General features: G+C 66.8%; 12 protein-coding genes. 6 read left to right on the top strand and 6 right to left on the bottom strand.

Translation table 11 applies throughout. The features are described 5' to 3' along the window. Positions 1-96 precede the first annotated feature (96 nt). Positions 97-891: an SDR family NAD(P)-dependent oxidoreductase gene (locus AC1RM6_RS01500; RefSeq protein WP_493097817.1), complete on the bottom strand. Its 795-nt coding sequence runs from the start codon at positions 889-891 to the stop codon at positions 97-99. A gap of 152 nt (positions 892-1,043) precedes the next feature. Between AC1RM6_RS01500 and AC1RM6_RS01495 the strand changes: the two genes are divergently transcribed. Both AC1RM6_RS01495 and AC1RM6_RS01490 read left to right on the top strand, forming a co-directional pair. Further along, positions 1,044-1,505 (top strand): response regulator transcription factor, encoded by a 462-nt coding sequence (locus tag AC1RM6_RS01495; protein ID WP_493097816.1) that lies wholly within the window; start codon positions 1,044-1,046, stop codon positions 1,503-1,505. Positions 1,506-1,614: 109 nt separating this feature from the next. Next, entirely contained in the window at positions 1,615-3,204 is a 1,590-nt protein-coding gene (locus AC1RM6_RS01490; protein ID WP_493097815.1) for a PAS domain-containing sensor histidine kinase, read from the top strand. A gap of 59 nt (positions 3,205-3,263) precedes the next feature. On the opposite strand, the gene AC1RM6_RS01485 is transcribed toward AC1RM6_RS01490, so the two are convergent. From AC1RM6_RS01485 to AC1RM6_RS01475, 3 genes are all read right to left on the bottom strand, one after another. Next, positions 3,264-3,890, bottom strand: a complete 627-nt coding sequence (locus AC1RM6_RS01485; protein ID WP_493097814.1) for a response regulator transcription factor — start codon at positions 3,888-3,890, stop codon at positions 3,264-3,266. A 281-nt stretch (positions 3,891-4,171) separates the two neighbouring features. Further along, positions 4,172-5,401 (bottom strand): NAD(P)/FAD-dependent oxidoreductase, encoded by a 1,230-nt coding sequence (locus AC1RM6_RS01480; RefSeq protein ID WP_493097813.1) that lies wholly within the window; start codon positions 5,399-5,401, stop codon positions 4,172-4,174. Positions 5,402-5,414: 13 nt separating this feature from the next. After that, positions 5,415-6,662 (bottom strand): FAD-dependent oxidoreductase, encoded by a 1,248-nt coding sequence (locus AC1RM6_RS01475; protein WP_493097812.1) that lies wholly within the window; start codon positions 6,660-6,662, stop codon positions 5,415-5,417. 145 nt (positions 6,663-6,807) lie between these two features. Here AC1RM6_RS01475 and aac(3) point away from each other — a divergent pair, with 145 nt between their 5' ends. Together aac(3) and AC1RM6_RS01465 are read left to right on the top strand one after the other, a co-directional pair. Continuing rightward, a complete protein-coding gene (aac(3), locus tag AC1RM6_RS01470) occupies positions 6,808-7,614 on the top strand; it encodes an aminoglycoside 3-N-acetyltransferase (protein WP_493097811.1) in 807 nt (268 codons plus the stop codon). Positions 7,615-7,626: 12 nt separating this feature from the next. Next, positions 7,627-8,541, top strand: a complete 915-nt coding sequence (locus AC1RM6_RS01465) for a histone deacetylase family protein (RefSeq protein ID WP_493097810.1) — start codon at positions 7,627-7,629, stop codon at positions 8,539-8,541. Positions 8,542-8,600: 59 nt separating this feature from the next. Here the strand turns inward: AC1RM6_RS01465 and AC1RM6_RS01460 are convergent, their stop codons facing one another. Together AC1RM6_RS01460 and AC1RM6_RS01455 are read right to left on the bottom strand one after the other, a co-directional pair. Next, positions 8,601-11,147: a TonB-dependent receptor plug domain-containing protein gene (locus AC1RM6_RS01460; protein ID WP_493097809.1), complete on the bottom strand. Its 2,547-nt coding sequence runs from the start codon at positions 11,145-11,147 to the stop codon at positions 8,601-8,603. A gap of 428 nt (positions 11,148-11,575) precedes the next feature. Then, positions 11,576-12,229, bottom strand: coding sequence for a TetR/AcrR family transcriptional regulator (locus AC1RM6_RS01455; protein ID WP_493097808.1), 654 nt, complete (start codon positions 12,227-12,229; stop codon positions 11,576-11,578). 95 nt (positions 12,230-12,324) lie between these two features. Between AC1RM6_RS01455 and AC1RM6_RS01450 the strand changes: the two genes are divergently transcribed. Then, positions 12,325-12,615, top strand: a complete 291-nt coding sequence (locus AC1RM6_RS01450) for a hypothetical protein (RefSeq protein WP_493097807.1) — start codon at positions 12,325-12,327, stop codon at positions 12,613-12,615. Next, positions 12,570-12,989, top strand: a complete 420-nt coding sequence (locus AC1RM6_RS01445) for an O-methyltransferase (protein WP_493099498.1) — start codon at positions 12,570-12,572, stop codon at positions 12,987-12,989. Before AC1RM6_RS01450 ends, AC1RM6_RS01445 begins: the two co-directional genes overlap by 46 nt. The last annotated feature ends 9 nt before the right edge of the window (positions 12,990-12,998 follow it).

Here is a 12,998-nt window from a genome sequence, read left to right as displayed (position 1 = left end):
GGCGCATTATTCATCGCGAAATTGTCGCGTAAGTTGAACCCTTTACATACTGTCTTGGGCGGCCCCGGCCTCCGCCGGGGCGACGCGGGGTAAGGGCTAGAGCGCAACCGACCCCAGTCCATAGCGCGCCGCGGCATGGTCGCGCGACAGGTCGGGCCGCAGCGCGGTGCGGGCGGCGATATAGGCGTCGTAGGCGGCCATGTCGGGCAGTGAGGGAATGGTGACCGCCTCGCCCAGGTTGAGCCCGGCGAGCGCAGCATCGACCATCTCGTCGACCTCCATGATCATCTGCGCGGGGATGTTGTCGAGGCTGGCCTCGTGCCAGATCGGGGTGCGGGTGATGCCCGGCAGCACCGCCTGGACGCGCACGTCCTTCGGCCCGAGTTCGGCCTGGAGCGCCTCGGAAAAGGCGAGGACGAAGGCCTTGGTCGCGGGATAGACCGCGGTGAAGGCCGCGGGCATCAGCGCGGTGACCGAGGTGATGTTGACGATCGTCCCCTGCCCCGCCGCCGCCAGCCGCGGCGCGACCGCGGCGGCGAGCCGGGTGACCGCGAGGATGTTGAGATCGATCATCGTGGTGAGCGTCGCCGGATCGGCGGTAAGGATCGCGCCCTCATTCGCGATACCGGCATTGTTGACGAGCATCGTGATCGCCGCATCGTCGCGCAGCCGCGCCTCGACGGTCGCCAACCCTTCGGGGTCGGCGAGGTCGGCGGGCACGATGTCGACCGCGACGCCGGTGTCGACGCGCAGCCGCTCGGCCAGCGTCGCGAGCTTCACGCGATCGCGCGCGACGAGGACGAGATCGTGTCCGCGCGCCGCGAGCTTTTCGGCATAGGTCGCGCCGATGCCGGTCGACGCGCCGGTGATGAGTGCGGTGCCCTGGGTCATGTCAGCCTCCTCGATAGTCGCCGGCCTTATCGCGCTGAACGCGACGAGGGTCGATCAGACGGAGTCATCGGCCGATAATATCTTGGTATGAGCCGGGACGGGATGGCGGAGCCGCGCGACGGAACCGGGCGGTAACACCAGCGTATGATTTCATGGCGATGGCCGCCATGCGAAAGCAGGGAGCGGCCGGATACGCGCCGCGTGTTCAGGACGAAGGTCGCACCATGTCGCAGGATCCGCTGATCGCCATCATCGACGACGATGCGTCGATGGTCGCGGCGCTGACCGGGCTGGTGCGGTCGCTCGGCTATCGAGCGGAGGGGCATCGATCGGCCGAAGCGTTCGTCGAGAGCCTCGGCCGGGAAAAGCCGCGTTGCATCGTCACCGATATCCAGATGCCGGGCATGGACGGAATCGCGCTCAAGCAATGGCTTGCCGCCCGCGGCTGCCCGATCCCGGTGATCATGATCACCGCGCGCACCGAGGAGAGCCTGTTCGCGCGGGCCCATGCCGCGGGTGCCATCTGCCTGTTGCACAAGCCGTTCACGGCCGACCGGCTGATCGACTGCCTCGACCGGGCGATGGCCTTGCCCGGGGCGACCGGGACACCTTGATCCCCGCAGCCCGCGATCGGAGCTGCGCGTCGATAGCCCGAATGGCGGGTTCCGACCTACCCTGACGGGTGTCTTACCCGGGTGCCCGCGCATGATAAGCTCCCGTCCCGTGGAGATCGAGCTTCCTTCCCCTGGCGAGCGCCGCATCGACCTGAACGCGGTCGTTCACGATGCGGTGATCCGGCGCGACCTGCGCGGGCAGGTGCTCGACTGGAATCCGGGGGCGGAGCGGCTCTATGGGTGGCGGCGGGCCGAGGCGATCGGACGCCATGTCCAGGAAATCCTCCACTGCCGGTTCGCGCGCGAGCCGGGACTGATCCGCAACGAACTGATCGCGCTGGGCCATTGGCATGGCGAGGTGAACCGCACCACCGGCGACGGGCGCGAACTGGTGGTCGACATGCGCTGCACGCTGCTGCGCGATGCCGATGGCCGCCCCGCCGAGATCATCGAGACGAGCTGGGACGTGACCGAACGCAACCGCGCCGCCGAGGCACGGCTGGTCCATGATCATCGCTATCGCAACATGTTCCATGCGATGGTGGCGTCGTTCTGGGAGCTCGACTTCTCGCTGGTGCGGGTCATGATCGGCGACGTGATGCGCGCCGGGCCGCGCAATATGCGCGCTTTCCTGATGAACAACCCCGACTTCATCGACAAGGCGATGCGCAGCACCTTCGTCGTCGACGTCAACGCGAAGACGCTCGCGCTGTTCGGTGCTAAGGATCGCGCCGACATGCTGGGCCGCGACGTGCGCGCCTTCTGGCCGAAGCAGAGCGAACATATCTATGCCGAGAGCCTGCTCGCGGCGATCGAGCGCCGCCCGCATCTGGTGTCCGAAGCGCAGTTCCTGACCCTCGACGGGCAAACGATCGACACGCTGTTCACGGTGTCGTGGCCGACCGGCAACGAGGGCCAGGGCACGGTGCTGGTCGCGGTGGTCGACCTGACCGAACAGGTCGCGCAGCGCCGCGCGATGCGCCGGATGGAGGACGAACTCGCCCATGCCGCGCGGGTCGCGGTGCTCGGCGAACTCGCCGCGTCGATCGCGCATGAGGTCAACCAGCCGCTGGCGGCGATCACGACCAATGGCGAGGCCGGATTGCGCTGGCTCGACCGGCCCGTTCCCGAGATCGACGAGGTGCGTGCGCTCACCGGGCGGATCGTCGCCGACGCCCGACGCGCCTCGGACATCATCGCCCGGATCAAGGCGATGTCGGCGAAGCGCGCCCCCGAGCGCGTGACGATCGACATCAACGAGTTGGTCCGCGAGGCGCTGTTGTTCGTCCGGCACGAGCAGCAGGCGCACCAGATCGACACGCGGCTCGACCTCGCCGACGGGCTGCCGCCGATCAGCGCCGACCGCACCCAGTTGCAGCAGGTGATCGTCAACCTGGCGGTCAACGCGATTCAGGCGATGACGACTGCCGGGGCCGCCGATCGCCGCCTCGACGTGACGACGCGGCGCGACGGCCGGTCGATCGTCATCGAGATCGCCGACAATGGCCCGGGCATCGCCGCCGACCATGTCGACCGGCTGTTCGAGAGCTTCTTCACCACCAAGGCGACCGGGGTCGGGCTGGGCCTGCCGATCTGCCGGTCGATCGTCGAGGCGCATGGCGGCGCGATCGAGGCCGAGAATCGCGCCGAAGGGGGTGCGGTGTTTCGGATGGCACTACCGTCCAACCTGTTGTCTTGATGACGTGAATCTAAACCCGTCCCCTGAAGGGAGCGGCTGATATCGGGCGAAATCGTGCTCTAAGCCAGCACCGTTTCCGCCCGCAGATCGAGGGCCTCGGCCATGCGCACGAAGTCGGCGAGGGTGCGCGCGCCCATCTTGCGCATCGCCGAGCCGCGGTGGATCTTGACGGTGATCTCGCTGAGATCGAGTTCGCCGGCGACCTGCTTGTTCATCCGCCCGGCGGTGACCAGCACCATCACCTGGCGCTCGCGCGGCGAGAGCGTGTCGAAGCGCGCGCGCAGCGCCTCGGCCTGGTCGTCGCCGATCCGGCGCGCGCGATCGCGGTCGATCGCGGCGCCGACCGCGTCGAGCATGTCCTGATCGCGGAACGGCTTGGCGAGGAAATCGACCGCCCCCGCCTTCATCGCCCGCACCGACATCGGGATATCGCCATGGCCGGTCATCAGCACCACCGGCAGGCGGATGCCGAAGGCCGCGAGTTGGTCCTGGAAATCGAGCCCGCTCATCCCGGGCATGCGCACGTCCAGCACCAGGCACCCCGGCGCATCGTCGCGCGCGGCATCGAGAAATTCGCGCGGCGAGCCGTGGAGACGGACCTTCAGCCCGACCGAGCGGAACAGGCTGTCGAGCGAGAGCCGGAGCGACTCGTCGTCGTCGACGATATGGACGATCGGATCGCTCATCATGCCCTTCCCCAATATTCATCGACGTCCGCGCCCAAAAACGGCCGGGAAACAATATCATCTTCGCAGGATCGTACCAACAGCGTGGCTACTCCATCGCCCGCGGCCAATGCACCCTTGGGATCATAGACCCCATATCTAGGTATGATGCACCTATCGGCCGGATCGGTGCATAAGCATTTCAACAGCCGGCCGCCCCCGCCGGTTGCCCGACATGTCCTCCCCCCGGACATGTCCCGAGCGGACCGGCCTGCCCCCGGCCGGTCCGCTCCCCCCTTCTTTCAGATCTTCACCGGCCCATGCGCCTTCAAAGCGAACAGACCGGCGGCGAGCGGATCGGTCGGCAGGCCGAGCAACCGGTCGGCGAGATATTCGCCGAGCACGGGCCCCATCTTGAAGGCGTGGCCCGAGCCGCCGCCCGCGACCAGCGCATTGGCGAAGTCGGGATGGGTATCGACCAGATAATGTTCGTTGTCGGTGAATTCGACCTGGCAGACCCGCGCCGCGACGATCGGCTGGCCGGCGAGTCCCGGCAGGCGCTTCGCGACATAATGCTTCACCTGGTCGGCCATGAACGGCGATGGCATGCGATCGCCGCTGTCGGGATCGATCGGAATGTCGGGGGTGCGCGCCGCGACCTTGATGCCATAGTCGACGTCGGCGGCGGTGTAGGATTCGCTGTCGGTGAGGTTGGGGCAATGCTCCCAGCGATAGCGCCGGTCCTTCTCCGGCGATCCGACATAATACATCTCGCGCCGGGGCACCTTGATGCGGTCGCCGAGCAGTTGCGGCATCAGCTTGGGCAGCCAGGGCCCCGCGGCGAACAGGAAGCGGCCGGCGGCGAGCGGATCGCCGTCGACGCGGACGGTGTCGAGCCTGCCCGCCGAAGCGTCGCCGGGTTCGGCAAGGCCGATGACGAGCTTGCCGCCCTTGCGCTGAAAGGCCTCGGCAACCGCGATCATGCTCTCGCGCGCTTTAACGATCCCCGATTTCTGCTCGTAGAAGATGTGGGGCGAGTCGTCATAGTTCACCTGCGGCCAGCGGTGGCGGACCTCGTCGGGGCCGAGCAGTTCATAACCGAGCCCGAGCCGGTCGAAGACCGCGCGCTGCGGGGCGATGTCCCTCGCCTTCATCTGGCGCAGGCTGCCGTTGAGGAAGATCAGCCGACGGCCGAACTCCTCCTGGCGCAGATGCCAGAGCGCCGACGCCTTGACCGCCATCCGAGAATAGATTTCGCGGTCGCCATAGGAGGCGCGGATCAGCCGACTCTCGTCGCCCGACGAGGCGCGGGCATTGCCGGGGCCATAGAGATCGACCAGCGTCACCTTCGCGCCGCGCTCGCGCAGCACCAGCGCCGCCCAGCCGCCAAAGGCGCCCGCGCCGACCACGACGATATCGGGCAGGTTGCGGCCGATCGCCGGCGCCTTCGCCCGCGCCGCCGTTGCCGCGAGCGCGGTGCCGGCCGCGCTGAGTCCGGTGATGATCGTTCGCCTGTCGATGCCTTCGGTCATGCCGATCCCCCGATCACGTCTTTACCGGTCCATGCGCACCGAGCGCGAACAGCGCCTTCTCCTCGGCCGGGTCGGCAAGGCCGAGCACACGATCGCCGATATAGTCGCCGAGCACCGGCCCCATCTTGAAGCCATGTCCCGATCCGCCGCCGGCGACCCAGACATTGGCGAGCCCGGGATGGGTGTCGATGATGAAATGGCCATTGTCCGAATTTTCGAGCGCGCAGACCCGGCTGGCGACGATCGGCTGGCCGACCAGCCCCGGCGTGCGGCGGGCGACGAAGCGGCGGGCGATGTCGAGCATGATCGGCGAGACGATCCGCTCGTCGCGGTCGGGATCGATCGGCATCGCCCCGCCCGCCATGCTCGGCGCGATCTTGTAGCCATAGTCGACGTCGCTGAGCGAATAGCCGCCGCCGCCATGCCAGATATTGGGGAAGCGTTCCCAATGATAGCTGAGGTCGCCGGGCGGCGACCCGACATAGAAGACCTCCGACCGGGTGCGCCGGACGAAGCCGGCGAGGATGTCGGGAAGCACCGTCGGCAACCAGGGGCCGCAAGCGAAGATCGCGAGCCCGGTCGACAGGCGGGTGCCGTCGCCCAGCCTGAGCTCGGTCATCCGCCCACCGGCCGCAGCGCCGGGCGTCGCGAGGCCGGTTCTGATCACCCCGCCCTTGGCGACGAACACCTCGCTCGCGGCGACGATCGCCTCGCGCGCCTTCACCGTGCCGGCACGCGGCTCGTAGAAAGCGCGCTCGTCGCCGTCGAAGCCGCCCTGCGGCCAGCGCCTGCGGCATTCGTCGGGCGACAGCACCTCGAACGGAATGCCGAGCCTGGTGAAGATCCGCTTCTCGGCCTCGAACTGGTCGACCGGCTCGTTGGGCGACAGCACGCCGTTGGGAAAGATCAGCCGGCGGCCGAATTCCTGCTGGCGCTCGGTCCAGCGGGCGAAGGCGCGGTCGGCCCAGCGCGTGTAGATCTCGCGATCGGCATAGGCCGAGCGGATCTGGCGGGTCTCGTCGCCCGAGGTCTGGCGGGCATTGCCGGGGCCATAGCTGTCGAGCAGGGTCACCCGCGCGCCGCGTTCGCGCAGGCGCAGCGCAGTCCAGGTCCCGAAGGCGCCGGCGCCGACGACGGTGATGTCGGGCAGGTTGCGACCGATCGCCGGGGCCTTCGCGCGGGCGGCGGGCGTCGCCAGAACCGCAGCGCCGGCGACACCGAGCCCCGTGATGATCGCGCGCCGGTTCACCCCTTCGTCCATGCGGTCCCCCTGCCGTCGGATCCCCCAGCCTTGCCGGAGAAATTCCAGAGTGCGCGGGCAGCACCTGCAATGCAACGGCTCCCGCGGATTTCCGCCGAAAACGCGCGCCGATTGACTCGAACCGGCAGGCCGCGATGATGGAGGCATGACCAACGAACCCTGGATCAGCAGCGCCGCGCTGACGGCGGACCTTGCCCGGCTGGGGGTCGTAGCCGGCGATATCGTCATGGTCCACAGCGCCTGCAGCACGGTCGGACCGGTGCTCGGCGGGCCCGACATGATCATCGCCGCCTTGCGCGACGCGGTCGGCGCATCGGGCACGATCATGGCCTATCTCGACTGGGACGCGCCGTGGGAGGACCTGATCGACGAGGACGGCGTGACGCTCGCCGAATGGCAGGCGCATGTCCGCCCGTTCGATCCGGCAGCGACCCGCGCCGCGCGGGACAACGGCATCCTGCCCGAATATCTGCGGACGACACCGGGCGCGCTGCGCAGCGGCAATCCCGGGGCGTCGATGGCGGCGATCGGTGCGCGCGCCGAATGGCTGACCGCCGATCACCCGCTCGATTATGGCTATGGCCCGGACAGCCCGCTCGCCCGGCTGGTCGAGGCCGGCGGCAAGGTGCTGATGCTCGGCGCGCCGCGCGACACGATGACGCTGATGCACCATGCCGAGCATCTCGCCCGGCTGCCCGACAAGCATGTCGTGCGCAAGCATGTGCCGTTCGCGGCGCCCACCGGCACCGTCTGGCGCTGGATCGAGGAATATGACACCGCCGATCCGGTGACCGATGCGCTGCCCGAGAATTTCATCGAGCGGATCGTCACCGATTATCTGGCGAGCGGCGCCGGCCGGCAGGGCAAGGTCGGCGAGGCGGACGCGGTGCTGGTCGAGGCGCCGGCGATGCTGCGCTTCGGCATCGACTGGCTCGAGCGGGTCGCGGGCTGACGCCCATATTCCATGCTCCGCGTCGTCCATCATCCCGGCTACACCTTCGCCGGCAGCAGCGAAGCCGGCCCGCGCTTCGACAAATATGGGCTGGTGATGGAGTTGTTGCGCGCGAGCGGAGCCGCGTTCGAGGACTATGTTCCCGAACCGATCGACCGGCGGTGGATCGAGGCGGTCCACGATCCCGCCTATGTCGAGGAGGTGCTGACCCAGACGGTGCCGCGCGACAAGGAGCGGCGGATCGGCTTTCCGGTGACCGAGTGGGTGGCGCGGCGGTCGCGCCTGTCGTCGGGCGGGACCTGGCTGGCGGCGCGGCTCGCGCTCGAAAATGGTTTTGCCGCCAACAGCGCGGGCGGCAGCCATCATGCCGGCCATGACAGCGGCGCGGGCTATTGCGTGTTCAACGACCTGGCGATCGTCGCCAGCCGGCTGATCGCCGAGGGCGATGCCGACCGCGTACTGATCGTCGATCTCGACGTCCACCAGGGCGACGGCACCGCCGCGCTGACCGCCGGACGCGGCGATATCTTCACCCTCTCGCTCCACGCCGAACGCAATTATCCGGTGCGCAAGATGACCTCGTCACGCGACGTCCCGCTGCCCGATGCGATCGGCGACGATGACTATCTCGATCATCTCGCGTCGGTATTGCCCGAGATCATCGACGGGTTCGCACCCGATCTGATCCTCTACCAGGCCGGGGTCGACGTGCATGCCGACGACAAGCTCGGACGGCTGGCGCTGAGCGATGCCGGGATCGCGGCGCGCGATCGGTTCGTCATGCGCAGCGCGCGCGATCGCGGGGTGCCGGTCGCGAGCACATTGGGGGGCGGCTATGGCGAGGACCTGCGCCTGGTCGCGGCGCGGCATGTCGCATCGCTGCTGGCGCTGGCCGACGAGGCGGCGAAGCCGGCGATCGAACGGTAAAAACGCAAGGCAACCAACACAAACCGCCGGCCCCTTGCGGGACCGGCGGCCTGTCACGATCAGAAGTTGAAATTCACGCGGACATAATAATAGCCGCCGTTGATGCCGTAGGGGCTGAACGACAGCGGAGCGTCGTAGACGGCGCCGCCGTCGACGATCGTGCCGTCGGAGAGCACCTGGATCTTAGGCGCCTTCTTGTCGAACAGGTTGTTGGCACCGACGCTCAGTTCGAACTCGGGGGTCAGCTTGTAGTTGACCTCGAGATCGGTGATCGCCGCGGTCCCGATCTTCTGGCGATAATAGGTACCGCCATCGGGGCTGAGATCCTGCGAGCTCTTGCCATAGAGGGTCTCGCGCAGGGTCAGCGAGAAGTCGCCCAGCGTCCAGAAGGCGCTGCCGACGATCTTCACCTTCGGCGAGGCGTTCTCGATGTTGCTGATCGTCGTCTGGTCGAACAGCGCGATCGCCCCGGTGACGCCGGCGGTGTCGGTGAGCACCGGCCCGAGGCCGACCTTGGTGATCTTGGTCTTGTTGTAGTTGCCCGACAGCGTCCAGTTGACCCGGCCATAATCGTCGAAGTCGCTGGTGTAGCTGGCGGTCAGGTCGATGCCGCGGGTGCGGGTATCGGCACCGTTGGTGAACAGGCTGACGCCGGTCTGGGTCACGGTGTTGTCGAGGATGTTGCCGTTGGCGATCACCGCGTTGCGGACCGCGGTGAAGTTGCGCGCACCGCCGCTGCTGTAGATCGATCCGGTGCCGAGGATGCGATCGGTGATCTTCACCTGATAGGCGTCGAGGGTGACGACCACCGAAGGCGCCGGACGGAAGACCGCGCCGCCGCTGAAGTTGGTCGATTTCTCGGGCTTCAGATTCTGGAAGCCGAGCAGCTTGGCCGCCGCCGAATTGGCCGGCAGCTGCACGAAGGCGGTCGTCGGACCGACATTGGTCGCCGAATAGAAGCTCTCGGCCAGGGTCGGGGCACGGAAGCCGGTCGACACCGTACCGCGGAGCGCGAATTCGGGAGTAAAGTCGTAGCGGCCGCTGCCCTTGAAGATCACCTTGCTGCCAAAGTCCGAATAATGCTCGTAGCGGACCGCGCCATCGACCTTGAGGTCTTCGACCGGGGTCAAGGCGATATCGAGATAGGCGGATTCGGCCTTGCGGGTATGCGCACCGGCATCCGACGGACGGAAGCCCGGATAGGAGGAGGCGCCGGCCTTGTAATAGGAGGTCGGATCGCCCGCGCCGATCGTGTAACGGTTCCAGCGATATTCGGCGCCGAAAGCGACGTTGATCGGCTCGGGCATGCCCGCTTCGATCGGATAGGTGAAGTCGGCGTTCGAGGTCCATTCTTCCGACTTGAAATAACCGTCGTAGAAATCGACCGGGCTGCTGTGGGTGTCGATGAACAGATCGGGGTTGACCGAGTCGACCGTGTAGATCTGGTTCTTGTCGACGCCATAGGTGCTGCTGACGTCGTAATGGAGGCCGCCGGCATCGCCCTTGAAGCCGCCGGTGACCGAATAATCATCCTCGCGGATCTTCTCGCGCGGATTGAAACCGCTCGGCGCCCAGATCAGCGCACCGGGGGTGGTGAGGCCGGCGGTGGTGCCGAGCACCGGGCCGGCGACGACACGCGTCGGCGGGCGCAGATTCTCGTACGCGCTGGCGATGCGCTTGCTGTACGAACCGAAGCCGTAGAGCTGGACGCTGCCGATATTGTAGCCGGCATTATACTGGGCGTTGGTCAGGTGCGATTCGGCGTCGCCATTGATGCGGTTGACGTAGGGAAAGCCTGGGATCGTCGCGTTGGCAGCCTTGATCGCGGCGCTTTCGGCGGCGTTGCTCGAATAGCTGCTGAGCAGATTGCCCTGCTGATCGGTGACGCGCGCGTCGAGGCCCCCGAGCTGGGTGAAGTCGTGATAGCGGTGGAACAGGGTGACGTTGACGAAGCCGTTTTCGCCGAGCTTGGTGCCGAAATTGACGGTGGCCGCATAGGTCATGCCACCGACATTATAGGTGTCGCCATAGGTGCCGTAGCCGCTCACGCCATCATCATTGTCCTTGAGGATGATGTTGATGACGCCCGCGATCGCATCCGAACCATATTGGGCGGCGGCGCCGTCCTCGAGCACTTCGATGCGCTTGATCGATGACGGCGAGATCAGGTCGAGATCGGGGGCGGCGGCACCCTGATAAGGTCCGCCGAGGACCGCGAGATTGGCGGTGCCGTGCCGGCGCTTGCCGTTGACGAGCACGAGCGTGTGGTTTGGGCTGAGCCCGCGCAACCGGGCCGACAAAGTGAGGTTGGCGGTATCGCCGCCAAAGGCCTGGGCGGTGAAGGAGGGAACGAGCTGGGTCAGGACCTGGTTGAGATTGGGCTGGCCGATATGCTCGATCGCCTCGGCGCCGACCAGCTTGATCGGGGTCGAGCTTTCGGCCGCGGTAATGCCGGTCGATCGGGTGCCGGTGACGATGATCTCGTCGCCGGGCGCAGGCGCCGCAGCAGCCTCATCGGCGGCAGGCGGCGCGGTCTGCGCCAGCACGGGCGCGCACCAGGTCGCGGCGACGAGCGCAATGATAGAAGTATTCCGGGACAGAAACATGAGATCCCCCCAATCGGGTTGGCAGAACGCCTTTCGGGATCCTCTCGACCTTATATGCGAGCTGTGTCGCTTCTAGTTCGCGCAAACAACTAAGCCGGATCAACAATGTCGGTGAGATAATTCCATCACTACATCAAGGCACAAGCATATCGGTCGCGCTGCACTGCACGATCGGCCAGATATATGGCCAGCACAGGATTTCAGACGCGACTCTACTTTACCGAAATCGGTGTTTTTCGACTCCCTTTGGATTTGCCTTGGATCGCAGTCTTGCGAAAGCCGGTGCATCTGCCAAGGGGCAGGCGCGATCTTTCCACGCTTACATGAAAGAAAGCAAAAACTGTTGCGGTTTTGTCACAATCCGTACGGATGTCCGGCATTGCGCCACGGCGTTAACCCAAGCGCAATAATCACCGCATTGCAGCATTTTACCGGCCAGATTCCTGGCTGCGCGGCCCGGAAAAACGATCGAGCCAGGCGCAATACATGTCGCCCATCGCCGCGGCGACGGCTGCGATCGCCTCGTCCGAACGGCCATCCTCCGAGACCCGCTTGCCGACCGCGCCGAGCGACATCGACAGGATATCGGCGACCAGATCGCGCTGATCGTCGTTCGCATCGGGCAGCGCCTCGCGGAGGAACAGCGCCATCGTGCGGGTGCCCGAGACCCGGGGCTCCTGTGCCTCTGGGGCGTCGCGGTAGAGCGGCGCGGCGTCGCCGAGCGCGACGCGCACCGCGGCTTCCTCGCATTCAGAGCGGATGAAGGCGTCGACCATATGCCGCAACCGCGCCTGCGGTGGTCGGCTGGCGTCGGTGAGGATCGCCTCGATCATCGCGCTGGTCTCTCGCCATTCGTCGGTCTGCAGCCGGAACAGGATCGCCTCCTTGTTCGGGAAATATTGGTAGAGCGACCCGACGCTGACCCCGGCGCGTTCGGCGACTCGCGCGGTGGTGAATCGCCGCGCGCCGACCTCGGTCAAAACCTGAACAGCGGCCTCGAGAATCGCCGCGACGAGCTGGGTGCTGCGTTCCTGCCGGGGCTGTTTGCGCGAGGAAATCCGGGGAGTCTGGCGAACGACCATGGCGCGTTCCGGTTATGCGAATAGAAGATGCGACTATTTATTCGTATTTTCCGGATCGGCGCAAGGACGCGCCTGACCCGCATATCGAGGCCGACATGACCACCCTCTCCACCCTTCCCCTCGCTCCATTGCTCGACCGCCTGTTCGCCGAGGCCGACGCCTCGTCGGCGGCGCTCGGGCCGGTCTTCGAAACGATGTCCGCCGAGGATCGCGCCGCGGCAATGGCGAGCAAGACCGACTATCGCGCCTTCTATGCGCAGATGAAGGATGCGCATCTGGCGGTGTCGCGCGAGACCGGCGCGTTGCTCTACATGCTCGCCGATCGACCGGGGCACGCACGATCGTCGAATTCGGCACGTCGTTCGGGCTGTCGACGCTGCACCTAGCGGCGGCGCTGCGCGACAATGGAGGCGGACGGCTGATCGGCAGCGAGTTCGAACCCGGCAAGGTCGCCGCCGCGCGTGCCGCGATCGACGAGGCCGGGCTGTCCGACCTGGTCGAGATCCGCGAGGGCGACGCGTTGGTGACGCTGGCCGGCGACCTGCCCGAGGCAATCGACCTGCTGCTGCTCGACGGCGCCAAGGGTCTCTACCCCGCGGTGCTCGATCTGGTCGAAGCGCGGCTACGCGCCGGCGCACTGATCGTCGCCGACAATGCCGGATGGAGCCCGGATTATCTGGCGCGGGTGCGGGCGCCGGACGGCCTCTATATGTCGATGCCGTTCGGCGGCGAGGTCGAACTGTCGATGCGGATTCGCTAAATTCGGTCG

Source organism: Rhizorhabdus sp. GW822-FHT03C02 (assembly GCF_058801765.1).
Note: the sequence above shows the minus strand (reverse complement) of the source record. Positions and strands in the feature narration are given on the sequence as shown.

Excerpts from the sequence above, each read along its gene's own strand:
- AC1RM6_RS01500 (WP_493097817.1), bottom strand. The coding sequence starts at position 891 with ATGACCCAGGGCACCGCACTCATCACCGGCGCGTCGACCGGCATCGGC.
- AC1RM6_RS01495 (WP_493097816.1), top strand. The coding sequence starts at position 1,044 with ATGGCGATGGCCGCCATGCGAAAGCAGGGAGCGGCCGGATACGCGCCG.
- AC1RM6_RS01485 (WP_493097814.1), bottom strand. The coding sequence starts at position 3,890 with ATGAGCGATCCGATCGTCCATATCGTCGACGACGACGAGTCGCTCCGG.
- AC1RM6_RS01480 (WP_493097813.1), bottom strand. The coding sequence starts at position 5,401 with ATGACCGAAGGCATCGACAGGCGAACGATCATCACCGGACTCAGCGCG.
- AC1RM6_RS01475 (WP_493097812.1), bottom strand. The coding sequence starts at position 6,662 with ATGGACGAAGGGGTGAACCGGCGCGCGATCATCACGGGGCTCGGTGTC.
- AC1RM6_RS01465 (WP_493097810.1), top strand. The coding sequence starts at position 7,627 with ATGCTCCGCGTCGTCCATCATCCCGGCTACACCTTCGCCGGCAGCAGC.
- AC1RM6_RS01460 (WP_493097809.1), bottom strand. The coding sequence starts at position 11,147 with ATGTTTCTGTCCCGGAATACTTCTATCATTGCGCTCGTCGCCGCGACC.
- AC1RM6_RS01455 (WP_493097808.1), bottom strand. The coding sequence starts at position 12,229 with ATGGTCGTTCGCCAGACTCCCCGGATTTCCTCGCGCAAACAGCCCCGG.
- AC1RM6_RS01450 (WP_493097807.1), top strand. The coding sequence starts at position 12,325 with ATGACCACCCTCTCCACCCTTCCCCTCGCTCCATTGCTCGACCGCCTG.